This is a genomic window from Streptomyces sp. CBMA29 (assembly GCF_014596445.1).
Taxonomy (GTDB): Bacteria; Actinomycetota; Actinomycetes; order Streptomycetales; family Streptomycetaceae; genus Actinacidiphila.
The window spans coordinates 130,554-154,524 of record NZ_MECL01000035.1; the positions used below are offsets into that span (position 1 = coordinate 130,554).

19 protein-coding genes are annotated in these 23,971 nt (G+C 70.3%); 17 read left to right on the forward strand and 2 right to left on the reverse strand.

Going from position 1 to position 23,971, the window contains the following annotated elements:
• Positions 1-40: 40 nt before the first annotated feature.
• From BGM09_RS05955 to BGM09_RS06000, 10 genes are all read left to right on the forward strand, one after another.
• Positions 41-721 carry a nitroreductase/quinone reductase family protein gene (locus BGM09_RS05955; protein WP_188280347.1) on the forward strand — a complete coding sequence of 227 codons (681 nt, stop codon included), beginning with the start codon at positions 41-43 and terminating at the stop codon, positions 719-721.
• On the forward strand, positions 718-963 hold the full coding sequence (locus tag BGM09_RS05960) for a hypothetical protein (protein WP_188280348.1): 246 nt from the start codon (positions 718-720) through the stop codon (positions 961-963). Before BGM09_RS05955 ends, BGM09_RS05960 begins: the two co-directional genes overlap by 4 nt.
• Before the next feature lie 50 nt (positions 964-1,013).
• Positions 1,014-1,829, forward strand: a complete 816-nt coding sequence (locus BGM09_RS05965; RefSeq protein WP_188280349.1) for a dienelactone hydrolase family protein — start codon at positions 1,014-1,016, stop codon at positions 1,827-1,829.
• Between the two features lie 196 nt (positions 1,830-2,025).
• Positions 2,026-3,687, forward strand: a complete 1,662-nt coding sequence (locus BGM09_RS05970; protein ID WP_317452551.1) for an MFS transporter — start codon at positions 2,026-2,028, stop codon at positions 3,685-3,687.
• 343 nt (positions 3,688-4,030) lie between these two features.
• Positions 4,031-5,728, forward strand: a complete 1,698-nt coding sequence (locus BGM09_RS05975) for an NAD(P)/FAD-dependent oxidoreductase (protein WP_188280350.1) — start codon at positions 4,031-4,033, stop codon at positions 5,726-5,728.
• A gap of 43 nt (positions 5,729-5,771) precedes the next feature.
• Positions 5,772-7,280 (forward strand): FAD-binding oxidoreductase, encoded by a 1,509-nt coding sequence (locus BGM09_RS05980; protein WP_188280351.1) that lies wholly within the window; start codon positions 5,772-5,774, stop codon positions 7,278-7,280.
• Between the two features lie 178 nt (positions 7,281-7,458).
• On the forward strand, positions 7,459-8,850 hold the full coding sequence (locus BGM09_RS05985) for a cation:proton antiporter (protein ID WP_223186366.1): 1,392 nt from the start codon (positions 7,459-7,461) through the stop codon (positions 8,848-8,850).
• On the forward strand, positions 8,847-9,395 hold the full coding sequence (locus BGM09_RS05990) for a flavin reductase family protein (RefSeq protein WP_317452552.1): 549 nt from the start codon (positions 8,847-8,849) through the stop codon (positions 9,393-9,395). Before BGM09_RS05985 ends, BGM09_RS05990 begins: the two co-directional genes overlap by 4 nt.
• 65 nt (positions 9,396-9,460) lie before the next feature.
• Positions 9,461-9,835: an antibiotic biosynthesis monooxygenase family protein gene (locus tag BGM09_RS05995; RefSeq protein ID WP_188280352.1), complete on the forward strand. Its 375-nt coding sequence runs from the start codon at positions 9,461-9,463 to the stop codon at positions 9,833-9,835.
• 44 nt (positions 9,836-9,879) lie between these two features.
• The gene (locus BGM09_RS06000) at positions 9,880-11,295 is read left to right on the forward strand and encodes a cation:proton antiporter (protein ID WP_188280353.1); all 1,416 of its coding nucleotides are present in this window, start codon (positions 9,880-9,882) and stop codon (positions 11,293-11,295) included.
• Positions 11,296-11,333: 38 nt separating this feature from the next.
• On the opposite strand, the gene sigJ is transcribed toward BGM09_RS06000, so the two are convergent.
• The gene (sigJ, locus tag BGM09_RS06005; protein ID WP_188280354.1) at positions 11,334-12,425 is read right to left on the reverse strand and encodes an RNA polymerase sigma factor SigJ; all 1,092 of its coding nucleotides are present in this window, start codon (positions 12,423-12,425) and stop codon (positions 11,334-11,336) included.
• Positions 12,426-12,596: 171 nt separating this feature from the next.
• On the opposite strand from sigJ, the gene BGM09_RS06010 reads away from it, so the two are divergent.
• Together BGM09_RS06010 and BGM09_RS06015 are read left to right on the forward strand one after the other, a co-directional pair.
• The gene (locus tag BGM09_RS06010; protein WP_188280355.1) at positions 12,597-13,010 is read left to right on the forward strand and encodes a nitroreductase family deazaflavin-dependent oxidoreductase; all 414 of its coding nucleotides are present in this window, start codon (positions 12,597-12,599) and stop codon (positions 13,008-13,010) included.
• 39 nt (positions 13,011-13,049) lie between these two features.
• The gene (locus tag BGM09_RS06015; RefSeq protein ID WP_188280356.1) at positions 13,050-13,409 is read left to right on the forward strand and encodes a hypothetical protein; all 360 of its coding nucleotides are present in this window, start codon (positions 13,050-13,052) and stop codon (positions 13,407-13,409) included.
• 74 nt (positions 13,410-13,483) lie between these two features.
• Here the strand turns inward: BGM09_RS06015 and BGM09_RS06020 are convergent, their stop codons facing one another.
• Positions 13,484-13,975, reverse strand: a complete 492-nt coding sequence (locus tag BGM09_RS06020; RefSeq protein ID WP_188280357.1) for a MarR family winged helix-turn-helix transcriptional regulator — start codon at positions 13,973-13,975, stop codon at positions 13,484-13,486.
• A 574-nt stretch (positions 13,976-14,549) separates the two neighbouring features.
• Here BGM09_RS06020 and pstC point away from each other — a divergent pair.
• The 5 genes from pstC (at position 14,550) to BGM09_RS06045 (ending at position 23,864) form a co-directional block, all read left to right on the forward strand.
• Positions 14,550-15,575, forward strand: a complete 1,026-nt coding sequence (gene pstC / locus BGM09_RS06025; RefSeq protein ID WP_317452553.1) for a phosphate ABC transporter permease subunit PstC — start codon at positions 14,550-14,552, stop codon at positions 15,573-15,575.
• Positions 15,576-15,579: 4 nt separating this feature from the next.
• Positions 15,580-16,899 carry a phosphate ABC transporter permease PstA gene (gene pstA, locus BGM09_RS06030; RefSeq protein WP_188280358.1) on the forward strand — a complete coding sequence of 440 codons (1,320 nt, stop codon included), beginning with the start codon at positions 15,580-15,582 and terminating at the stop codon, positions 16,897-16,899.
• Complete coding sequence (locus BGM09_RS06035; protein WP_188280359.1) at positions 16,899-18,728, forward strand: phosphate ABC transporter substrate-binding protein PstS; 1,830 nt, start codon at positions 16,899-16,901, stop codon at positions 18,726-18,728. Before pstA ends, BGM09_RS06035 begins: the two co-directional genes overlap by 1 nt.
• The gene (locus tag BGM09_RS06040; RefSeq protein WP_188280360.1) at positions 18,725-21,457 is read left to right on the forward strand and encodes a hypothetical protein; all 2,733 of its coding nucleotides are present in this window, start codon (positions 18,725-18,727) and stop codon (positions 21,455-21,457) included. Before BGM09_RS06035 ends, BGM09_RS06040 begins: the two co-directional genes overlap by 4 nt.
• Before the next feature lie 154 nt (positions 21,458-21,611).
• On the forward strand, positions 21,612-23,864 hold the full coding sequence (locus BGM09_RS06045; RefSeq protein ID WP_188280361.1) for an Ig-like domain repeat protein: 2,253 nt from the start codon (positions 21,612-21,614) through the stop codon (positions 23,862-23,864).
• Positions 23,865-23,971 lie beyond the last annotated feature (107 nt).

The following is a 23,971-nucleotide window of genomic DNA, read 5'->3' on the forward strand; positions in this document are numbered from 1 at the left end:
AAGTCCGCTGCACACCGGATCTCGCGAAAGGGCACCACACATGCAGACCACCCCGAAGCCCACGGAGGACTCGATGGCCGAGCCGATGGGTGACACCTCGGTGATCAAGGACACCGAGGCGCTGTCGTCCTTCAGGACGACGCGTCCTGACCAGGGTCTGGACGCGGGCCCGATCACGCGGGCCTTCATGCGCGTCAACGTCTACATCTACTCCAAGCCGCCGAAGAAGGTGCAGAAGTCGCTCAGCAAGGGCGCGCTCAACGTGCACATCTGGCTGTACGAGAAGTCCAACGGCCGCATCGGCGGCAAGATGGGCAACCTCGACGCGCTGCTGCTGCACACGCTGGGCCGCAAGACCGGCAAGGAGCGTGTCGTGCCGATCGGCTACATCTACGAGCGCGGCTTCTTCTACGCGGTCGCCGTGCCCGGCCACTTCGACATCCCCGGCGGCCCCAAGGGCCTGCACCCGGCCTGGTACCTCAACTTGAAGGCCACGCCCGAGGTGACCGTCAACATCGGCCGCGAGCGGATCGTCGCCCTCGCCGAGACCCTGTCGGGCCCCGAGCGGGACCGGATCTGGGCGAGGTACTCCGAAGTCCTGCCGTTCATCAACGAGTTCCAGAACCGGGCCAGCCGACTGCTCCCGGTGGTGAAGTTCACCCCGAAGGACATGCTGGCGGCGGCGCCGCCGTCGGACAGCGAGCCGGGCGCCGTACGGTGAGCGCCGCCTCCGGTGCGCGGGCCGGTCGGTCCGGGCCGCCGGCCGCGCGGGGAGCGAGCCCGCTGCGGACGGCGGTCACGGTCGGTACGCTGGCCGCCAACTTCCTCGCCGTCACCAAGAAGATCCGCAGGGCGAACGGGTCGCCGCACGCCATCGACCACATCGACCTGATCGCGAGCATCACCACCTTCGTCGTCCTCGCCGTCCGGGCGCGGCAGGGACGGGAGTCCGAGGGCGCCTGACCTCCCGTCCACCCACCCGGACCGCAGAACCGTCTGAAGGAGAACCCCTCGTGACCGGTACCGCACCGACCTCTGATCTCACCGGCTGGCGCGCGGCCCCGTTCACGGGAGCCGGGCTCACCCACGACGTGTACGAGAAGGGCGCGGGGCCGGGAGTGGTGCTCGTCCCGGAGATTCCGGGCATGACGCCCGAGGTGCTGGGCCTGGCCGACCACCTGGTCGACCAGGGCTTCGCCGTGGCGATGCCGTCGCTGTTCGGACGGCCCGGCCGTGAGAACTCCACGCCCTACACGCTCTCCACCGTCGCCAAGCTGTGCGTGTCCGCCGAATTCCGGGCCTTCGCCGTCGACGCGCGGCGGCCGGTCGCGGACTACCTCAGGGCGCTGGTACGGGATCTGGCCGCGCGTACCCCCGGGCCCGGCGTCGGCATCGTCGGCATGTGCTTCACCGGCGGGTTCGCGCTGGCCGCCGCGGTGGAGGACGTGGTGCTCGCGCCGGTCGTCGCCCAGCCCGCGGTGCCGTTCCCGGTCAGCGCCAAGCGGCGCGCGGACCCCGGCCTGTCGCAGGGCGAGCTGGACACGGTGGTGAGCCGTACCAAGAACAGCGGACTGTGCGTGCTGGGCATGCGCTTCAGCGGGGACAGCGCGTCCCCGCGGGCCAGGTTCGACACCCTGCGGCGCAGTCTCGGCGACGCCTTCGAGGTGATCGAACTGGACTCCTCGAAGGGCAACGAGGGCGGCTTCCCCAAGGGAGCCCACCCCGTACTGACCGAGGAGATGCGCGAGATCCCCGGACACCCGGCGTACGCCGCGCGGGAGCGGGTCGTGAGCTTCCTGCGGGAGCGGCTGGTGCCCGCGGCGTCCTAGGGCCCGTCCGGCGTCCGTCCGGCGTCCGTCCGGCGGACCGGCCTCGGCGGCCGGGACTCGCGGACCTCCTCGGTGACGGTTGCGTCTCGACCGCCCCACCGATGTCACACCCACGGCCCCCGCTCACCTCTTGGGGGGCAAGGGGCTGTGGGTCGTGCAACGCCGTGCGGCCCGACGCGCGCGGCAAGGAGGAACCGTGAACAAATGGCGTGGTAATCCGTGGGTCATTCTGGCGATCCTGTCCTTCGGATTCTTCATGACCCTGCTCGACCTGACGATCGTGAACATCGCGATCCCCGACATGGTGGACAGCCTCGACGCGTCCCTCGACCAGATCCTGTGGGTCGTCAACGCGTACACCCTCGGCCTCGCCGTCCTGCTGATCACCGCGGGCCGGCTCGGTGACCTCGTCGGCAAGAAGAACCTGTTCATCGCGGGTGTGGCGCTGTTCACCGTGGCGAGTCTCGCCTGCGGACTCGCCCAGTCCCCGACCCAGCTCATCATCTTCCGGGCGATCCAGGGCATCGGCGCGGCACTGCTGCTGCCGCAGACCCTGTCCATGATCGCGGACGTGTTCCCCGACGAGAAGCGCGGTGTCGCGCTCGGCATCTGGGGCACGGTCGCGGGCCTGGCGTCGGTCGCGGGACCGAGCCTGGGCGGCCTGCTGGTCACCAAGCTCAACTGGCGCTGGATCTTCTACGTCAACGTGCCGATCGGTGTGCTGGCGATCATCGCCTCGCTCATGTTCATGCCGTCCGCGGCCCGTACGGTCCGGCACCGCTTCGACATCCCCGGCGTCGTCCTGACCACCGTCGCCCTGTTCCTGCTCGCCTTCGGTCTGATCGAGGGTCAGAAGTACAGTTGGAACGGCGCGATCTGGGGCACGATCGCGGCCGGTGTCGTAGTGCTGGCGATCTTCCTGGTGTACCAGCGCGGCCAGCAGGACAACGAGCCGCTGGTGCCGTTCGTGCTGTTCAAGGACCGCAACTTCTCGGTGGTCAACTTCGTCGGTATCGCCGTCTCGTTCGGCGTCGTCGGCCTGTTGCTGCCGCTGACCATCTACCTTCAGTCGGTGCTCGGCTTCAGCGCGCTGAAGGCCGGTGGCGTGCTGGTGCCGATGGCGGTCGGCTCGATGCTCACCGCCGGGCCCTCCGGCGTGCTGGCCGAGAAGTTCGGCGGCAAGTACATCCTGATGGGCGGTCTGCTCGCGTACATCGGCGGTGTCTTCTGGATCGTGCGGACCGTCGAGGTCGGCCAGAGCTGGACCGGGCTGATCGCGCCGGTCGTGATCGTCGGCGCCGGTATGGGCTGCACCTTCACGCCGATGGCCACCGAGGTCATGCGCAATGTGCCGCCCAGGCTCACCGGCGCCGCGTCCGGCGTCAACAACGCGCTGCGGCAGGTCGGTTCCGTCATGGCGGGCGCCGTCATCGGCGCGGTGCTCCAGAATCAGCTCGCCTCCTCCCTCAAGGACCAGGCGGCGCAGCGCGCGGGCGCCGTACCGGCCGACTACCGGGCCGATTTCCTGAAGAACTTCGACAACGCGGGCAAGCACCTCGAGGTCGGCGGCCAGTCGAGCAGCGCCATGAAATTCCCGTCGAACGTGCCCGCCGACATCGCCCACCGCATCCAGGACACCGCCGCGGCGGTCTTCGGGCACGGCTTCGTCGATGCCATGAAGCCGACCATGTACGTGCCGATGGGCGTGTTGTTCGTCGGTGTGATCGCCTGCCTGATCATCGTCGGGCCGAAGAAGTCGGCCGCGCCGGAGCCGGGGGCGGCCGTTCCCGGGCAGACGGACGGCGCGGGATCTCCCGCGACGGATTCGGCGGCCGATTCCGGAGCCGCCCACCGGTAGGCTCCGGCGGCTCTCCGAGTTGCCCTTGAGGGAGGGGTGAATTGCCCTTTGGGGAGGGGCCGGGGGAGTCCGCACAATAACTCCGGCGGCACTCGCGTCACTTCCGGTACATCATTACCGGGGTTGACACCGGGTGTCGCCGCGTGTCACGCTTTATTGGGCAGCAGGAGTATGCCCAATCGCGGTTCAACGACTCTTCTCGATCGCCGGGCCGACCCATCGGGGTCGGCCCGGCGATTGTTTTGCATGCCCTTTTTCAGATGCCCGCGTGTGCCCTGGGAATTCGGCCACACACCCGTCGTTGATTCTCCGCGCCGTCCGCGCGGAGAGAGAGGGGCGCTCCGTGCCCAGCAAAGCCAAGGAATCCGTCCCGGTGAACAGCGCCTCCAAGACCCAGAACTGCGACGTCCTGATCATCGGCTCGGGCCTCGCGGGTTCGGTGAGCGCGGCGATCCTCGCCCGGCAGGGCAAGAACGTGGTCATGGTGGATGCCGCGACCCATCCGCGGATGGCGATCGGCGAGTCGATGACCCCGCAACTCATCGAGTGGCTGCACATCCTGGCGGTGCGCTTCGACGTACCGGAGATCAAGCACCTGCTGGACGTCAAGGCCGTCACCAAGAACATCGGCCCGACCCACGGCAAGAAGCAGAGCTTCGGTTTCATCAAGCACGAGAAGGGCCAGGAGCCCGACCCGCGCGACGCCACGATGTTCGTCATTCCCAAGGCGCTCACCGAGGCCGGTCACCTGTTCCGGCAGGACACCGACATGTACTTCTTCAACGTGGCGGCCAAGTACGGCGCCACGACGCGGCAGAACTGGCGGGTCGCCGACCTGGACTTCGACGACTTCGGAGTGACGGTCACGGGGCAGAACGGCGAGGTCTTCAGGGCCCGTTACCTGATCGACGCGAGCGGCTTCCGCTCCCTGCTGGCCGAGAAGTTCGACCTGCGCGAGAAGCCCGCGCGCTTCAAGCACCACTCGCGGTCGATGTTCACCCACTACATCGGCATCAAGCCGTTCGACGAGGTCAGCCACCACCCGGAGAGCCTGCGCCCGCCGGCCAGCGCGCCCTGGCACGGCGGCACGCTGCACCACATGATCGAGCGCGGCTGGTTCTGGATCATCCCGTTCAACAACCACAAGGACTCCAAGAACCCGATCACCAGCATCGGGCTCACCATGGACGAGCGGACGTATCCCAAGCCGAAGGACCGCACCCCCGAGGAGGAGTTCCAGGGCTTCCTCGACCAGTACCCGGCGGTGAAACGGCAGTTCGAGGGCGCCACGCGGGTCCGCGAGTGGGTCTCCACCGACCGGCTCCAGTACAGCTCGAGCAAGTCGATCGGCTACCGCTGGTGCCTGATGTCGCACGCGGCCGGCTTCCTCGACCCGCTGTTCTCGCGCGGTCTGTCCAACACCTTCGAGGTCGTCTACGCCCTGTGCTCCCGGCTGCTGCCCGCCCTGGACGACGACGACTTCGCCAACGAGCGTTTCCAGTACGTCGAGGACGTCGAGCGCGGCCTGCTGCACTTCAACGACGAGCTGGTGAACAGCTCGTACATCTCCTTCAGCCACTTCCCGCTGTGGAACGCGGTGTTCCGCGTCTGGGGCTCCTATCTCACCCCCGGCGCACTGCGGTTGATCCGGGCGCGGGCGCGGTATGAGGAGAGCGGCGACGTGAAATGGCTGGACGATTTGGAGAAGACCCCCAATCCGGGTCTTTGGTGGCCGAACAGCCCGGATTTCAAGCAAACCGTCGAAATCATGGCGGAGTCCTGCGAGAAGTACGAGGCCGGTGATATCGACGGCGACGCGGCGGCCAAAATGATCATGGACAGTCTCCGTGCTTCGGATGAACTCAACCCCGTTTTCGGATGGGAGGACCCAGAAATCAAATTCGTGTACCCGACCACCGCGATGATGGCTAAGTTCATGTACTGGGCCAACTTCAAGGCTCCGGGCGAGATGCGCGAACTGGGTCGCGACATGGTAAGCGGAATTGTGCGGTCCGGTCTGCGTGGGCAGAAGTTCGTCTGACCCCGCCCGGCAATTTCCATCTGACCGAAAGTGGAACAGCACCATGATCAGTCGCAGAAAAGTCCTCGGTGCGGGCGCGACCGCGGTGGCTCTGTCAGGACTTGGGGCCACCGCCGGTTTCGCCGGCAGCGGGGCACCCTGGAGTCAGTTGCGCGCGCACCTCCAGGGCCGGCTCGTCCTGCCGACCGACTCCGGTTACACGACGGCGAAACAACTCGACCTGCAACAGTTCGACGTGATCAACCCGCAGGCCGTCGCCTACTGCGTCAGCGCCGCCGATGTGGCGCTGACCCTGAAATTCGCGCAGGACAACTGCGTACCCTTCGCCGTGCGCAGCGGAGGGCACAGCGGCGGCGGGTACTCCACCAGCACCGGCCTGGTGATCGACGTCTCCGGGCTCAACTCCATATCCGTCGGCCAGAACACGGTGACCGTCGGCACCGGCGTCCAGGGCGTCGACGCCATCGACGCGCTCGCGCCGCACGGCAAGGCCATCATCGGCGGCTACTGCCCCACGGTCGCCGTCGGCGGCTTCTACCAGGGCGGCGGCCTGGGCGTGCTCACCCGCTCCTACGGCGTCGGCTCCGACCGGATCGCCTCGGCGAAGGTGGTGCTCGCGAGCGGCGACGTCGTCACCGCCTCACCCACCCGGAACCGGGATCTCTACTGGGGCATACGCGGCGGTGGCGGCGGCAACTTCGGCGTCGTCACCTCGTACGACATCACCACCGTCAACGTCTCGCAGCTCGCCGTGGTCAATCTGAACTGGACCTTCGACAAGGCCGCCGACGTCCTGGACGGGTACGCGCGCTGGTCCGTCAACGCGCCGCGCACGCTCAGCGGCGGCGCCTTCCTCCAGCTCTTCGACGCCTCGCCGGGCGCGCCGGTCAACGTCATGGTCTTCGTCGCCTCCACCGGAACGACGGCCGAACTCACCAGCGAGGTCGCCCGGCTGGTGGCGCTGACCGGGGCACCGGCCAGCCAGACGCCCGCGAGCGTCGTGCCGTACCAGCCGCTCATGATGGGCTTCTTCCGGTGCGCGGCCGATGTGACCGCCTGCCACCGGGCCGACACCACGCCCGGCGGCACGCTTCCCCGGTCGGCGTTCGGCCTCCAGCGCAGCCGGTTCTTCAGCCGGCTGCCGTCGCGCAGCGTGTGGGACAACGCGGCGGCGCTCTTCGAGACCCTGCGGGTGCCCGGCCAGGCGCACCTCATGGAAGTGCTCCCGCTGGGCGGGGCGGTGAAGGATCTACGCCGTACCGACACCGCGTTCGTCCACCGCGACGCGCTGTTCACGGTGAACTTCCTCGTCGACATCGGGTCCCCGGACGCCGCCGACTCCGCGGGCAGGGCGGCGGGTCAGGCGTTCGTCGACAACGGCTTCCGCGTCATCGACCGGCAGTCCTCCGGCGAGACCTACCAGAACTTCATCGACCCGGAACTGCCCGACTGGCGGCAGGCGTACTACGCCGAGAACTACCCGCGGCTGTCGGCCGTGAAGCACCGCTACGACCCGCACGGCGCCTTCAGGTTCGCCCAGAGCATCCGCTAGGGGCCCAGGGCCTGCTCTGACGGCGACACAGCGACATCCCTCTCACGACAGCGGGGTGGCCACGGACATCCGTGCCACCCCGCTGTCGTGCGTCCGGAGGCCGCCCGGACGCGTACCGCCCCGGCCCGTACCGCCCCGGCCCGCACCTCCCCGCCGCTCCCGTCCCCGGAGGACTGCGATGAGAAGCATCGCGCTGCACAGCCTCGCGCCCCACAACGACCTGCAAGTCGCCACGATGCTGGCGGGTATCGCCTTCGTCCTGCTGGTCGGAGTGCTGCTCGGCACTCTCGCCAAGCGGGTCCGCCAGCCCGCGGTGATCGGCGAGATCCTCGCCGGTATCGCGCTCGGCCCCAGCCTGCTCGGGCTGCTGCCCGGCGACCTGTCGCACAAGCTGTTCCCCGCCGACGTACGGCCGCTGCTGTCCGCGGTCTCCAACGTGGGCCTGATGCTCTTCATGTTCATGGTGGGCTGGGAGTTCGAGAAGCGGATGCTGCGTCCGCACCGCGGTCTCGCCGCGTCGGTCTCGCTCTCCTCGGTCGCCTGCGCCTTCGGACTCGGCGTCGCGGTGGCCGCGCTGCTCTACCCGCACCACAACACGGTGGCCGGGCACCACATCTCCTTCGTCACCTTCTCCACGTTCATGGGCGCGGCCATGTCGGTGACGGCCTTCCCCGTACTCGCCCGGATCCTCACCGACAACCGGCTCACCCACACGCGGGTCGGCACCCTCGCCCTGGCCAGCGCCGCCGTGGACGACATCCTCGCCTGGTGCATGCTGGCGTACGTCTCCGCGCTGGTCACCTCCAGCGGCGCCGGTGACCTCTTCCAGGTGCTCGGCCTGAGCGCGGCCTACGTGCTCGGCATGTTCGTCCTCGTGCGGCCCGCGCTGGCCGCGGTGGTCAGGTTCTTCAGCGAACGCCAGCAGTGGCGGGCCCTGTTGGTGGTCATGGCGGCCGGTACCTTCCTGTCGTCCTACCTGACGACCTGGATCGGCATCCACGGCATCTTCGGCGCCTTCCTCTTCGGCTTCATCATGCCGCGCGAGCCCGCGCTCCAGCTCGCCGAGCACCTGCGCAAGCCGCTCGACCACGTCAGCCTGATCCTGCTGCCGGTGTTCTTCATCGTCACCGGCCTCGGCGTCGACATCAACGGCCTGCACGCCCGGCAGTACCTGGAGCTGGCCGCGATCCTGGTCGTCGCCTGCGCGGGCAAGCTGCTCGGCGCGATGGTGCCCGCCCGGCTGTTCGGCCTGTCCTGGCGGGAGTCCAGGGCGCTCGGCCTGCTGATGAACACCCGAGGACTGACCGAGCTGATCATCCTCAACACCGCCGTCCAACTCGGCGTCCTGGACAGCCAGATGTTCACCATGATGGTGATCATGGCGCTGGTCACGACCGCGCTGGCCGGTCCGCTGCTGCCCAAGAGCAGCGAGCTGATGGCCACCTCGACGGTGGACGTCGAGGTCGGCGAGGCGGAGCCGGCGGGTAAGGCCGAGGCGGGGGCCGGTTCCGGGGCCGGTTCAGGGGCCGGTTCCGGGGCCGTGGCGGCGGGCGGGAAGGGGCGCTCGTGAGCACGCCCTCCGACCAGGTGCTGCACCAGCCGGAGCCGGTGGAGGGCAGGCTGCTGCGCAATGTGTGCGGCCTGTTCGTCACCGGCGTCACCGTCATCACCAGCGGCGCTGAAGGGCGTTCGGAGGGAACGACGGTCAACTCGTTCACCTCCGTCTCGCTCGACCCGCCGCTCGTGCTGTTCTGCCTGCACAAGGAGTCGCGGCTGCGCGCGGTCATCGACGAGGCCGGCTCCTTCGTGGTGAATTTCCTGTCGGGACCGCAGGAGCCGCTGGCCCGCGCCTTCGCGGGCAAGGGCACCTCGGCCGTCAAGGACGTGCCCCACCACCACTCGGCCGAGGGCATGCCGGTGCTCAGCGAGGCACTGGCCTTCCTGGCCTGCCGCCTGGACAAGGAGTTCGACGGCGGCGACCACACCATCTTCGTCGGCCGCGTCGTCGAACTCGGCGTGCCCCGCGAGTACCAGGAACCGCTCATCTTCTTCCGCGGCTCGCTGGGCGCGCTGGAGGAGGAGCCGCGGGGAGCGCACCCGATCTTCGACGGCTGAGCGGGCCCGCGCGTCAGCCATCCACGTCACGTCACGCACCGCCCATGACGACGAGAGGACACACCATGGCGTTCGCATTCGAGGCCGTCGACCCGAAGGTCTCCTTCGAGACCCAGCTCCAGCAGGAGGACTCGGGCACCGTCGTACTCATCAACACCCTTGTCGTGCCCGAGGGGCAGATGGACAAGACCCTGGAGAGCTGGGCGCTCGACGCCGCCTACATGAAGTCCTGTGACGGCTGCATCTCCACCCAGCTCCACCGCGGCACCGCGGGCAGCGACACCCTGGTCAACATCGCGGTCTGGGAGTCGACCTCCTCGCTGCTGGCGGCCTTCATGTCGGCCGAGTTCCAGGAGAAGGCCGGCGCCTACCCCGACGGTCTGCTCGCGCGGCCGTTCATCGCGGAGAAGGTCGCCGTCCAGGGGATCTGCGTGGCGTAGGGCTCGCCCGACCCGGCCACCGCGCATCAGTGAGGAGTTCTTCGATGAGTGCGATCAGCGTCGCCGCGGAAACCGTCGATCCCCTTCCGCAGCACACACTGCTGGTGTTCCTGCTCCAGATCGGCGCCCTGCTCGTCCTGGCCCTCGTGCTGGGACGGCTGGCGAGCAGGCTCGGCATGCCGACCGTTGTCGGAGAACTGGCCTCGGGCGTCCTGCTCGGGCCCTCGCTCCTGCTGCACGCGGCGCCGGGCCTGTCCGGCTGGCTCTTCCCACGCGACCCCACCCAGATGCACCTGCTGGACGCCGTCGGCCAGCTCGGCGTGCTGCTGCTCGTCGGCTTCACCGGCATGCACCTGGACCTGAAGGTGGTCCGCAGACAGGGCGGCAAGGCGGCGGGCGTCAGCGCCGCCGCCCTGCTGCTGCCCCTGGCGCTCGGCGTGTGGCTCGGTTACGCGCTGCCGGGCGAACTGCGGCCGGGCGACGCCGATCCGGCGGTCTTCGCCTGGTTCGTCGGCGTCGCCATGTGCGTCAGCTCGATCCCGGTGATCGGCCGGGTGCTGGTCGACATGAAGCTGATCCACCGCAATGTCGGCCAGATGATCCTGGTCGTCGGCACCGTCGACGACGCCGTCGGCTGGCTGCTGGTCTCCGTCGTCACCGCGATGGCCACCACCGGAGTCGGCGGGAGCGAGATCGCCACCCCGCTGTGGCACCTCGCCGTCGTCATCGTCGTCCTGCTGACCGGCGGCCGGTGGCTGGTCGGCTGGGTCCTGCGCCGGGCCGAGCGCTCCGGTTCGCGCGGCGTGACCATCTCCGCCACCGTCATCCTGCTCGTACTGGCGGGCGCGGGCGCCCAGGCGCTCGGTTTCGAGGCGGTGTTCGGCGCCTTCCTGTGCGGCATCCTGATCGGCTCGCGCGGTACGGACGCGCAGGCACGGCAGTTGGAACCGCTGAACGCCACGGTGCTGTCCTTCCTGTCCCCGCTGTTCTTCGCGCTCGCCGGGCTGCGGATCGACCTGACGTCGCTGACGCGCCCGAAGATCGCGCTGTGGGGACTGGCCGCGCTGGCGGTCGCCGTCGCCGGGAAATTCCTCGGCGCCTTCATCGGCAGCGCCTTCAGCCGGCTCACCCGCTGGGAGGCCCTGGCGCTCGGCGCCGGGATCAACGCGCGCGGGGTGATCCAGGTGGTCATCGCCGTGGTCGGCGTCCGGCTCGGCCTGCTGACCACCGCGATGTACAGCATCATCGTGCTGATCGCGATCCTCACCCCGCTGATGGCGCCGCCGATCCTGCGGGTCGCGATGAAGCGGATCGAGAGCACGGCGGACGAGGAACTGCGCGAGCAGCGGGTACTGGCCCTGCAAGGAGTTCCGGAGGGGCTGTCAGAACCCGAGGCGTCTGATCCGGCGGCCGATGCCACCGTCACCCGAGAACGCGGCGTCCCGGTCCACCCCACGTGACATGCCCCACGTGGGCGGGACCGGGACAGCCGCTGGTGTCAACTCGCCTGCGGACCGGCCTCGTCGGTGTCGATGTCGGTATCGGTGTCGCCGTCGCCCGGCTCGATCGCCTTCGTCGTCTCCGCGGCCTCGATCTGCCCCGACCCGGCGTTTGCGTCGCTGTCGTCCAGGCCGTCCAGGCCGTCCAGCCGTACCCGGGAGAGCTTGTCCGGGTTGGTGACCAGATAGATGTCGGTGACCTGGTCGTTGCTCGGGTTGAGGTCCATGACCATGACCGCGTAGGGGGAGTCGCCGGAGAAGACCACGGCGGACGGGTCGCCGTTGACGTGCCGGTAGCGGATGTCGAGGGCTTCCGGCAGCCGGCTGGTGGCGTAACCGTTCAGCAGCCGGGCGACCTTGTCGCGGCCGGTGACCGGGCGCAGCGCGGAGCGGACCTTGCCGCCGCCGTCGGTCCACATCGTCACGTCCGGCGCGAGCAGGCTCATCAGGTCGGCGATGTCACCGCCGAGCGCGGCGGCCACGAAGCGCTCGGTGACCTGCTGCTGGAGGTGCGGGTCGGCCTGGTACCGGGGCCGCCTGGCCTGGACGTGTTCGCGGGCCCGGTGGGCGAGCTGCCGAATCGCGGACGGGCTGCGGCCGAGAATTTCGGAGATCTCCGTATGCGCGTAACCGAACACCTCGTGCAACACGAACACCGCGCGTTCCAGCGGCGTCAGCGTCTCCAGAATGACCAACAGTGCCATGGACACGGATTCGTTGCGCAGCGCGGATTCCTCGGCGTCCGTCGCCCGCGCCGCCTGCGGGGCGTCGCGTGCTTCCGGAATCTGCGTGATCAGCGGCTCGGGCAGCCAGGGCCCGATGTACGTCTCGCGGCGGCGGCTGATCGTCGCCTGCCGGGCGAGCGCCTGGTTGACCGCGATGCGCACCAGGTACGCGCGCGGGTTGTCGATCTCCTCGGCGTGCGGCTGGCGGACTCTGCGCGCCCAGGCCAGCCAGGTCTCCTGAAGGACGTCCTCGGTGTCCGAGACGCTGCCGAGCAGGTTGTAGACCACCGAGAACAGTAACTCCCGATGACCCACGAACACCCGTGTGGCGGTGTCGTCGGGCAGCTCCGCCGGGTTGTCGGACATGGTGGGCCTCCCAGTGTGACGCGCGCTCCTGTCACCTGAGATGAATGACCCCTGCCCGAGTGTGACATCGGCCGGGAATGATGTTGCGCTATTACGGACCGCTGTCGTTTTTCTTCTCTCTTTTCTCCGTTCTTTTTCCCCGTGCGAGTCCCTCAAAGAAGGAGCACAGTCATGTCCGTTAAGCGGCGGCTGGCGCGCGTGAACAAGTATTTCGGCAATCGGATCGTCGGCCGGATCCTCCCCGCCATGCCGGGGTTCGGCGCGGTCTACCACAAGGGGCGCAAGTCCGGCCGGGAGTACCGCACGCCGGTCAAGGTCTTCAAGAAGAACGGCCACTTCATCCTGTCCCTCCCGTACGGCGCGGAGTCCGACTGGGTCAAGAACGTGGTGGCCGCGGGCGGTTGCGAGATCAAGACCCGCGGCAAGCGCGTCCCGGTGGTCGCGCCGCAGGTGTACATCGACGACAACCCCGACATCCCCGCCGTCCTGCGCTGGGCGCTCCAGCGGCTGCGTATCGACGAGTTCATCTCGCTGAAGATCGTCGAGACCACGGCGGAGACCACGGTTACGGCCGGGCGCGTCTGAGCACGATCGGTGAAGACGGGTGAGAAGGAGTGATCGCGGATGCCCGCACCGAATTGGCGCGCATTCGGCCGGGCCGCCGCCCGGTTCTGCGGGGACCGGCTGCTGCGCGCCCTGATCTCGCTGGGCTCGACGACCGTCGGCGTCTCGTCGTCCGAGTGGTGGCGCGGGCGCGGCGAGCACTGGTGGGAGGGCGCGGCGCCCACCGATGGCTCAGGCCCGCGCGCGGTCGCCGCGGCGGCCAGGCGGGAGCCCGGCGGCCTGGACGATCCCGGCGTGCTGCGCAAGCTGCGGGCGCTGCGCGGCAGCCAGGACCTGCCGGGTCCCGGCGACCCGTACGACGGCTGTCTGGACGCGGCGCCGCGCTGGCATCCGGAGCGCCGCGCGGCCGGCGGCAGTTGAGGTGAGGTGATGACGACCGGCGGCCGGTGAGGTGAGGGTAAGGGTGAGGACGACCGGCGGCGGCCGTCAGCCCGTCAGCGGTCGGCGAGTTCGTCGGTCGCCTCACGTCCCGCCCGCGCCGCGCGGGACAGGAAGTCGGCGATCAGCACCAGTTCGGCGTCGTCGTAGTCCGCGCAGATCACGTCCATCGACTTGTTGAGCCCGGCGAACATCTCGGCCGTCTCGGTCTCGCGCTCCTTGATGACCTGGACGAGGACCGCCCGCCGGTCGCTGGGGTTGGGCGTACGGATCACCCAGCCGCCGCGCTCCAGCCGGTCGAGCACGCCGGTCAGCGTGGCCGGGTGCAGCCCCGCGTGCTTCGACAGCGCGGTCGGTCCGATCGGCCCGAAGCGGCTGACCAGGTCCAGGCACTCCAAGTCGGCGTCGCGCAGGCCGAGATGAGTGCCGACCCGATGGTTCAGCAACGCCATTTGGACGGAGAGATCGCGCAGCGCGTCCTTGATCCTCGTGTTCAGTCGCCTCCGCCGCCGTATTGTCGACGCGGCTCCGGGCAGTGTGGAATCCATACGCAACGTTCCTCGCATCGATAGCACGCGGAGATATGAAACTACCCCAACACCCGATTCGGGCCGCTGGTCGACCGCTGGAGCCTTCGGCCCCGGTCGGGCGGCGAATATCGGCGGGGTTCAGGCGGACACCCTCTCACAGGTCCTTTACAAACTCGTAGGGCTCTCCCCGAATCCTCCGCACCTCGCGTGGTGCCCGTTGCCGGTAGCAGGCGTGTGCCTCCCGACAACCGTGGGCTCGTGCCCCAATGTGGCCGGATCGAGCCCCCTGTCGCTCGTCACCCTCCGTACTCATATCGCCCGCCAATACCACCGGTCCCGCCCGTATCGCGCGCGGAGCGCCCTCTCAACACCCCTTCTGTACAGGCAAGTTGCTAGGTGCATAAGGCAACTGAGCGGGAGATGGGTGGTTTTGTCGGACATTGGACAACCTCCACAGGCCACTCACAACTTCTCACTATCTGTTGTTCATTTTCTCCTCAGATGAACAGTGTCATTCGGCCATTGACGCCCCGTTCACTCCTGGCAACGCGACGCCGTTCGGCGCGCGGGAGCGCTGGGGGGAGAACGACACGTGACATCCACACAAGTGGTGTCCCGCACGCCCGAGTCGGTCGGGGGCGACGACGCCCCCCGGCGGCTGCGGGCGGCCAAGGGGATCGGGGACCGGATATTCCGCGGGCAGCTCACGGCCGCCGGTGTCGCCGTACTGGCGATCATGGCGGCGGTCGGCCTGTTCCTGCTGCTACGGGCGAGCCAGGCGCTGCGGGTACGCGGTTTCGCGTTCCTGACCACCGCGCAGTGGCAGCCCGACGTCCACAACTTCGGCATCGCCGCCGTCCTGACCGGGACCGTGCTGATCGCCGCCGTGGCCGTCTGCTTCGCGCTGCCGCTCGCGGTCGGCACCGCGCTGTTCATCTCGGAGATCGCACCGCGCCGACTGCGCCGCACCCTAGTCGCGATGGTCGACCTGATGGCCGCCGTGCCGTCCGTCGTCTACGGCCTGTGGGGCCTGTTCTTCTTCCAGGGTCATGTGATCGGCCTGTCCCGCTGGCTGTCCACCTGGTTCCACCAGGTGCCCTTCCTGCGCGTGGACGGCGTCGAGCCGGGCGAACCCCTCTCCTCCGCCAGCGTGTACACCGCCTCCACCTTCATCGCCGGAATCGTCGTCGCGATGATGGTGGCCCCCATCATGTGCTCGGTCATGCGCGAGGTCTTCGCGCAGGCCCCGGCCGGTGAGCGGGAGGGCGCCTACGCGCTCGGCTCCACCCGCTGGGGCATGATCCGCTCGGTGGTGCTGCCGTACGGCCTGGGCGGCGTGATCGGCGGCACGATGCTGGGGCTCGGCCGGGCGCTGGGCGAGACCATCGCGGTCTACCTGATCATCTCCCCGGTCTTCCAGATCCAGCCCCACATCCTCCAGACCGGCTCGAACTCCGTCTCCTCACTGATCGCCCTGCACTACGGCGACTCCTCGGACTTCGGCATGTCGGCGCTGATGGCCGCGGGCCTGGCACTCTTCCTGCTCACCCTGGTCGTCAACTTCACCGCGTCCACGATCGTCGCGCGGTCCCGCTCCGGCTCGCTGAGCGAGGGCTGACGACATGACGGATCTCCTGGCCGCGCCCGCCGCTGCCGCCGCCGCCGCAACTGCCGCCGCCGACGCGCCCGCCACCGCCACCACCGTCGTCGTACGGCAGCCGGCCGACGTCCCGGACGCCGCGCAGCGGCGGCGCGCCCTGGGCGGCGTCGCCCGCGGAGCGGTCCTCAACGTCCTCGGCGCCGCCGCCACCGGCGTGTGCACCGCCCTCCTCCTCTTCGGCCGACTGGCCCCGCTCTCCGGCCCGCTGGGCTTCGCGGCCGTCACCTACCTGGTCTTCCTCGCCGCGTACGCCCTGCTGTGCTCGCTGGAGCACGACGGCCCCGCGGTCCGCGACCGGCTGATGACCGTCGTGCTCTGGTCCGCCGCGGGACTGCTGTTCTCGGCCCTGGTCCTCGTCGTCGGCTTCACGCTGTGGCGGGGGCGCGAGGCGCTGCCGCACGGCAACTTCTTCACGCAGGACATGCAGCTCGCGGGCCCGCTCGACCCGATCACGGTCGGCGGCATCACCCACGCGATGCTCGGCAGCCTGATCATGATCGCCATCGCCCTGGCCGTCACCATCCCGCTGGGCATCGCCTGCGCGGTCTACCTCAACCAGACCCGCGGCCGGTTCGCGCGCTTCGTGCGGACCATCGTCGAGGCGATGACCGCCCTGCCCTCCATCGTGGCCGGTCTGTTCATCTACGCCACCTGGATCCTGATCCTGCACTTCCCCAAGTCCGGTCTCGCAGCCGGACTCGCGATCAGCGTGATGATGCTGCCGATCATCATCCGGGCCTCGGACGTCGTCCTGCGCCTGGTCCCCGGCAATCTCACCGAGGCCGCGGAAGCGCTCGGCGCCCCCCGCTGGCGCACCGTCTGGCATGTGGTGCTGCCCACCGCGCGCTCCGGGCTCGCCACCGCCGTCATCCTCGGCACCGCGCGCGGCATCGGCGAGACCTCGCCCGTCCTGCTCACCGCCGGATACGCCACCGCGGTCAACGCCGACCCCGCCAACGGCCCGATGCTGTCGCTGCCACTGGCCGTGTTCACCTTCGTCAAATCCCCGGAACCCGCCATGGTGGCCCGCGGATTCGGCGCGGCGGCCGTGCTGATGCTGCTGGTCCTGGTGCTCTTCACCATCGCCCGGCTGATCGGCGGGCGCGGTCCAGGACAGCTCTCCAAGCGCCAGGGCCGCCGCGCCGCCCGCGCCTCCCGCCGTGACGTCGAGCGCTTCGACGACCTGCGCGCCCCCCGCCCCTCGCTGTTCGCCTCCCTCCCCACGCCGCCCGCTCCCGCCGCAGCCCCGGCCGGATCCCCGCTTCCCGGAGAGAACTCCTGATGCCCCGCCGCAGCAAAAGCCTCTCAGCCCCGGCCGCCCTGCTCATGGCCCTGCTCGCCCTGCTGGTCACCTCGGTGTTCGGCCCCGGCGTCCAGCGCGCCGCCGCGGCCGACAACTACGTCCCGCTGTCCGGCGCCGGATCGACCTGGGCGTTCAACGCCGTCGACCAGTGGCGGCGCAACGTCAAGCAGTACGGCATGGAGATCCAGTACGCGCAGACCGGCTCCTCCGACGGCCGGCACCAGTTCCTCAACGGGACGGTGGACTTCGCGGTCTCCGACATCCCCTTCCAGACCAACCCCACCGACGGCTCCGCGCCCGAGCACCCGACCAACGGCAGTTACGCGTACATGCCGATCGTGGCCGGCGGCACCGTGTTCATGTACAACCTCAAGGTCAACGGGAAGCGGCTGACCAATCTGCGGCTGTCCGGCGAGAACGTCACCAAGATCTTCACGGGCGCGGTCACCAACTGGTCAGACCCGGCCATCGCCGCCGACAACCCCGGCCTGCGACTGCCCGCCAAGAAGATCGTGCCGGTGGTCCGTTCCGACGGCTCGGGCTCCAGCGCCCAGTTCACGCTGTGGATGGCCAAGCAGCACACCGCGCTGTGGAACACCTACTGCGCCAAGGTGGGCAGGGCGGGCGCCTGCGGCTCGACGTCCTACTACCCGCCGGTGCCCGGCATGATCTCCCAGGCGGGCGACCTCGGCGTGGCGGGCTACGTCGCACAGGACTACGGCGACGGCGCGATCGGCTACGTCAACTACTCCTACGCCAAGAACGCGCACTTCCCCGTCGCGAAGGTGCTCAACCACGCGGGCTACTACACCGAGCCGACACCCGCCAACGTCGCGGTGTCCCTGGTCAAGGCGCGGATCAACACCGAGAAGAACTCGCCCGACTACCTCACCCAGGACCTCAGCGGCGTCTACACCGACACCGACAAGCGCAACTATCCGCTGTCCAGCTACTCGTACATGATCCTGCCGCTCAAGGTGCAGGGGCAGTTCACGCAGGCCAAGGGCACCACGCTGGCGGCCTTCTCGTACTACTTCATGTGCCAGGGCCAGCAGTACGCGCCCAAACTCGGCTACTCGCCGCTGCCGATCAACCTGGTGCGGGCGGGTTTCGACCAGATCCGCCGCATCCCGGGCGCGCAGACCCAGACCATCAACGTCAAGGGCTGCCACAACCCGACCTTCAGCACCGACGGCACCAACACCCTCGCCACGTCGGCGCCCTTCCCGCAGGACTGCGACAAGCAGGGCGCCGCGCCCTGCACCACCGGCAGCGGCGGCGCGTCCACCGGCGGCTCCGGCGGCGCTGGCGGCTCGTCAGGCGGCGGTTCCAACAGCGGTGGTACGAGCGGCGGTTCGGGGAACGGCGCCGGGGGATCGGGTAACGGCGGTACGGGGAAGGCCGGTTCGGGCGGCGGCTCCGGCGGTACGGGGAACGGCGGCAGCGGCGGCTCCGGCAGCGGGGGCGGCGGCAACGGCTCGGGCGCCGTCGACCCGGACACCGGCCTGCCCGTCGACGCGTCCAACGGCGGCTCCTCGGGCGGCGGTTCATCCGGCGACGGCTCCGGCGACGGCTCCGGCGACGGCGGTGCGAACGGCGGCGGCAACGGCCATCAGGTGGTCCTCGCGCAGCCGGTCGCCGTCGGCGGCCACAGCGGCTGGGGCGGCACCCAGACCCTGATGCTCCTCGCGGCGCTGCTCGTCGTCGGCCTGGTCCTGGCACCGGCCGCGACCTCCCGCGCCCTGAGCCGCCGCACGGCCCAGGCCGGCCGCACCGCTTCGACCGACCGCAAGGAGGACACGCCGTGACGACCCCGCGACAGTCCCTCGGCCGCCGGCTCGTCCGGCGCCTGCTCACCGGCGCCCTGCTCGGCGCCGTCCTCGGCGCGGCGGCGGCCCAGGCGGCCCCCGCCCTGCTGACCGATCTGCGGCCGGTCGCCGCGCAGTCGGCCCCGTCGTCCGCCGTGACCGTCTCCGGCCGCGGCGAATTCGCCGACATGCGCTTCAGCGTCAGCCAGACCCGCGACCTCGCCAACCAGGCGATCAGCGTGTCCTGGACCGGCGGGGTGCCCACCACCTTCGCCGGAACCCAGTTCAACACCGACTTCGTCCAGATCATGCAGTGCTGGGGCGAGGACGACGGCGCCGTCCCCGGCAACCCCGGACCGCCGCGCACCCAGTGCCAGTTCGGCGCGTCGCCCACCACCGGCCGTAACACCTGGCCCGGCAACCAGGCGGACGACACCCGGCAGGTCTCGTACAGCGCTGACCCCGGCAGCTACGGCGAGGACGACAAGTACGGCGCGGGCCGCCCGTTCGGCCGCGGCGAGGTGCCGTTCAAGTCCATCGACGGCACCGTCGTCACCAGCGACACCCAGAACAACCGGTTCTACAGCTACAACACCACCAACGAGATCGACTTCGGCCGCACCGGGGCCGACGGCACCGGGCAGGAGTACGTCGAGGCGCAGACCAAGGAGGAGGCGCCGCACCTGGGCTGCGGCGCCCCGGTCAAACACCCCGACGGCAGCGTCACCGGCCGCTCCTGCTGGCTGGTGATCGTCCCGCAGGGCCACCTGGACCTGGACGGCAAGCCCTACCAGGACCGCACCCAGGTCAACGCGGGCTCCCCGGTGTCCTCCACGAACTGGCGCAACCGCATCGCGGTCCGGCTCGACTTCCAGCCGGTCGGCGCGACCTGCGCGATGGGCGCGCGAGAAGTCGACACCACCGGCAGCGAGTTGGTCTCCGACGCGATGGGAAGCTGGCAGGCCAGGCTCTGCGGCACCGGCACGGTCTTCGGCTACACCACGGTCGGCGACTCCGAGGCGCGCGGCCAGCTCACCGACTCCGGCGACAGCCTGGTCTTCACCACCCTGCCGGTCAGCGGCGAGACCAAACCCGCCGACACCATCACCTACGCGCCGGTCGCGCTGTCCGCCGCCGTGATCGGCTTCAGCATCGAGCGCCAGCCCCGCTCCGACGCGCCCGCCGACGTCAGGAAACGCGCGGGCACCCGGGTCGGCTCCCTGGACCTCACCCCGCGGCTGGTCGCCAAGCTGCTCACCGAGTCGTACCGCAACTCGCCCTGGGGCGCGGTCCGTACGGCCTACGACGACGGCGGACCCCGGCTGACCGCTGCCAAGGGCTACGACTGGGCGCTGCACAATCCGTCAGGACTGCTCACCGACCCCGAATTCCTCGCGTACAACAAGGAGTTCGCGGACCTGTCGGTCGCCTCCAACCCGAGCACCGACACCGACCTGATCACCGCTTTCGGCCACAGCGACCTGGCCAGGCAGGTGTGGACCTGGGTGCTCGCCGACCGGCAGGCCCGGCAGTTCCTCGCGGGAGTGCCGGACGACTGGGGCATGCGCGTCAACCCCTTCTTCAGCTCCAACGGCGACCTCAACCCCACCGGTTACGCCTTCTCCGCCGACCGCGACGACTTCCCCAAGAACGACAGCTGGGAGACCGTCCCGCCCGGCAGCGGCGCCCCGGACAGCCAGAAGCAGAAGATGACGGACTTCCACCCGTACGTGGACGACCTCTACACCGGCGCGCTGCGCACCCGCCGCGGCGACCAGCTCTGGAAGTCCAACTGGGACCCGCTGGCCACCCCGCCGGTGTGGAAGACGCCGGGCCCGCAGGTCGCCGGGCAGCGCTTCATGCTGACCATCACCGACGCGGCCTCCGCCGCCCGCTTCGGCCTCCAGACCGCCCGGCTCCGCAACCCCGCGGGCGAGTTCACCGCACCGACCAGGGCCGCCCTGGTGGCCGCCGCCGACACGGCGAAGGCCGCCGACGGCGTGCGCCGGATCGACCCGACCGCGAACGCCAGGGGCGTCTACCCGCTGAGCATGCTGGTCTACGGCGCCGCCCGCCCGGCGGAGCTGGCGCCCACCGCCCGCAAGCAGTACGCGGACCTGCTGCGGTACGCCTCGGGCGGCGGCCAGGTGCCCGGCACCGCACCCGGCATGCTGCCGGTCGGCTACGCGCCGCTGCCGTCCGCGCTGCGGGCCGAGGCGGCCAAGGCGGCGACCGCGCTGGAGACCTGGAAGCCGGCCCCCGGCAGCGATGGGACCGGCACCCCCGGCTCGGGCTCGGCCGGCTCCGACGGCGGTACGGGCGGGGTCGGCGGCACGGACGGCGGCACCGGCTCGGGCGGTTCCGGCGGCTCCGACGGCGGTACGGACGGCGGTTCCGGCAGCGGCTCCGACGGCGGTTCCGACGGGCACACCGGCCCCGGCGGCAAGCCCGGCGCCTCGCCCAGCCCCACCGGGGTGACCGCCTCCCCGGCGATCGTGCCGGTGGCGGGTGGCATCACACCCTCCGACCCGGGTTCGATGCTGCGCTTCGCGGTGCCGGTCGGCGCGGCCCTCGGCCTGCTCGCGGCCCTGGCGGTGCCCTTCGCCGCCGGTACCCGGCTGCCGCTGCGGCTGAGCCTGCCCGGCGGACGCTCCCTCACCCTCGCGCGGCCGGCCGTCCCCGCCCGGCTGCGCGGCCTACGCCTGCCCGGCTGGCGGCCGGGCGGCTGAACCGGCCCGCGCGCCGGGCCACCCACCAGACACGTCGTTCGCCCCGAGTCTCAGTCGGGGCGAACGACGGGCTCCACCCTGCCAGACCGGCCATCCGGCTCCGGCGGGTCCCCACCCGTCACGCAGTACGAGTCCCCGATCAGGAGACAGAGATATGCGCACCAAGCGCCCCATCGCCACGATCGCGGCGGTCATGACCGCGGCCATCGCGGCCGGTACCCTCACGGTCGCCGCACCGGCCTTCGCCGACCCCGCGCCCGGCACCTTCGGCACGTACGTGGGCGTCGGCTCCGACACGACCCAGGACGTGCTGAACGCGCTGGCCGGCACGGCGCTGCCGGACGTGGCGTCGTACGACGCCACGGGCTCCGCCACCGTCAAGACCCGTGCGAACGGCGTGACCTTCACCCGTCCGAACGGCTCGGGCGCGGGACAGAAGGCGCTCAGCGCCTCGCTGATCGGGGACACCGACCCGGGCGGCACCGTGAACATCGCGGGCCAGGTGGACTTCGCGCGCTCCTCCGGCGCCCCCTCCACCGCGGGCACCACCCTCACGTACATCCCGTTCGGCCGGGACGCGGTCGGTTATGTCGCCAAGGGCGACTTTCTGAAGAACCTCACCCGCACCCAGCTCAACGAGATCTACTCCGGCACGGTCACCACGGTCGCGGGCCACCCCGTGCGGCCGTTCATCCCGCAGTCGAGCTCCGGCACGCGGAAGTTCTTCCTGAGCGCCATCGGTGTCGTCAACCTCGGCAGCAACGTCAAGGGCACCGACGACAACGGCAAGACGGTCGAGGAGAACCAGGCGAACGACGTCATCCTCAAGGACGGCGACCTCGTCCCCTTCTCCGCCGCGAGCTGGATCGCGCAGAACAACCGCACCGCCCCCGACCGCAGCACCACCGCCGCGAGCAACGGCGCCTTCATCGGCGCCCTCGACCTCGGCGCGGGCACCCCGGTCAGCCCCGTGGTCAAGGGCGCGGACGACAAGCTGTCCCCGTTCGGCGGCTACTACGACGACCCGACCTTCGGCCGCGACGTCTACAACGTGGTGCCCACCCGCGCCATCGACACCTCCAGCGCCTTCTTCGACAAGGGCCTGTACGACACCTTCGTGACCGCCGGCGCGCACAAGGCGGCCATCGCGTCCGACGTGGCCGAGAAGACCATCGCCGCGTTCGGCTTCCAGAACGAGCCCTACAACGGCAGCATCGACACCTCGGTGCGCGGCCACGCCAAGGCGGGCGGCCTGGAGACCAACAGCTCCTCGCTGATCAAGCCCGCCGCGGTCGGCTCCCTGGCCGCCACCGCCCCGGCCCCGCGCCAGCTCACGCTGAGCTGGACCGCGCCCGCCGACCCGGCGCTGCCGGTCACCGACTACCGCGTGCGGATCACCGACAGCGCGGGCGACGTCGCCTTCAGCACCGACCTCAAGGCCCCGGCCGCCTCGGTGACCGCGACCCTGCCCCCCGGCGCGTACACCGCCGAGGTCTACGCCTCCAACCTGGTCGGCGACGGCCCGAGCGTGACGGTGGCCGGTACGGTCAGCGAGGTCCCCAAGGGCGCCTCGAAGGTCACCCCCGCCGTCTCCCCGGCGAGCGTCCCCTACGGCACCGCCGCCAAGCTCGCCGTCGCCGTCAGCGGCCCGTCCGCCGCGACCGGCAAGGTCACCGTCAAGGACGGCGCGGCCACCCTCGGCACGCTGACCCTGGACGCGGCGGGCAAGGCGTCGCTGACGCTTCCCAAGACCCTCGCGGTCGGCGCCCACACCCTGTCCCTGTCCTACGCCGGTGACAGCAAGCTCAACGCCTCCGCCGCCACCGCCAAGGTCACCGTGACCAAGGCCGCCGCCCGCGTCGCCGTCGGCGTCTCCCCGGCGAAGCCGGCCTACGGCGCCTCCGGCCGGCTCTCCGTCGCCGTGACCGGCCCGGCCACCGCCACCGGCAAGGTCGTCGTCAAGGAGGGCAAGACCACGCTCGGCACGGTCGGCCTGGACAAGACCGGCCGCGCGTGGCTGACGCTGCCCAGGACGCTGAAGGTCGGCACGCACACCCTGTCCCTGTCCTACGGCGGTGACAGCCGCCTCAACACCGCCGCCGCCACCTACAAGGTCACGGTCGTCAAGGCCGCGCCGCGCATCGCGACGAAGGCCCCGGCCAGCGTCAAGACGTCGGCCCGCGGCAAGGTGACCGTCGCCGTCACCGCCAACGGTGTCACCCCCACCGGTTACGTCCGGATCTACGACGGCAAGAAGGTCGTCGGCACCGCCACCCTGAAGAACGGCAAGGCCGTCGTCACGCTGGCCAAGCTCACCAAGAAGGGCAAGCACGTCCTGACGCTGCGGTACTCGGGTTCCACCACCGTGAACACCGGCAGCAAGTCGTTCGCCGTCACCGCGAAGTGACCCCGGCTCCCGCCCCGGCGGACGGCACCCGTCCGCCGGGGCGGGAGGCTCGCGCACGGGCACCGCGCCAGCGGGCGCCCGCAGGGACCGGCGCAGGCACCCGGCCG

What these genes read in the sequence shown, in the direction of transcription:
- BGM09_RS05955 (WP_188280347.1), top strand. Translation starts at nt 41, where the DNA reads ATGCAGACCACCCCGAAGCCCACGGAGGACTCGATGGCCGAGCCGATG.
- BGM09_RS05980 (WP_188280351.1), top strand. Translation starts at nt 5,772, where the DNA reads ATGATCAGTCGCAGAAAAGTCCTCGGTGCGGGCGCGACCGCGGTGGCT.
- BGM09_RS05985 (WP_223186366.1), top strand. Translation starts at nt 7,459, where the DNA reads ATGAGAAGCATCGCGCTGCACAGCCTCGCGCCCCACAACGACCTGCAA.
- BGM09_RS05995 (WP_188280352.1), top strand. Translation starts at nt 9,461, where the DNA reads ATGGCGTTCGCATTCGAGGCCGTCGACCCGAAGGTCTCCTTCGAGACC.
- BGM09_RS06000 (WP_188280353.1), top strand. Translation starts at nt 9,880, where the DNA reads ATGAGTGCGATCAGCGTCGCCGCGGAAACCGTCGATCCCCTTCCGCAG.
- sigJ (WP_188280354.1), bottom strand. Translation starts at nt 12,425, where the DNA reads ATGTCCGACAACCCGGCGGAGCTGCCCGACGACACCGCCACACGGGTG.
- BGM09_RS06010 (WP_188280355.1), top strand. Translation starts at nt 12,597, where the DNA reads ATGTCCGTTAAGCGGCGGCTGGCGCGCGTGAACAAGTATTTCGGCAAT.
- BGM09_RS06015 (WP_188280356.1), top strand. Translation starts at nt 13,050, where the DNA reads ATGCCCGCACCGAATTGGCGCGCATTCGGCCGGGCCGCCGCCCGGTTC.
- BGM09_RS06020 (WP_188280357.1), bottom strand. Translation starts at nt 13,975, where the DNA reads ATGGATTCCACACTGCCCGGAGCCGCGTCGACAATACGGCGGCGGAGG.
- pstA (WP_188280358.1), top strand. Translation starts at nt 15,580, where the DNA reads ATGACGGATCTCCTGGCCGCGCCCGCCGCTGCCGCCGCCGCCGCAACT.
- BGM09_RS06035 (WP_188280359.1), top strand. Translation starts at nt 16,899, where the DNA reads ATGCCCCGCCGCAGCAAAAGCCTCTCAGCCCCGGCCGCCCTGCTCATG.
- BGM09_RS06045 (WP_188280361.1), top strand. Translation starts at nt 21,612, where the DNA reads ATGCGCACCAAGCGCCCCATCGCCACGATCGCGGCGGTCATGACCGCG.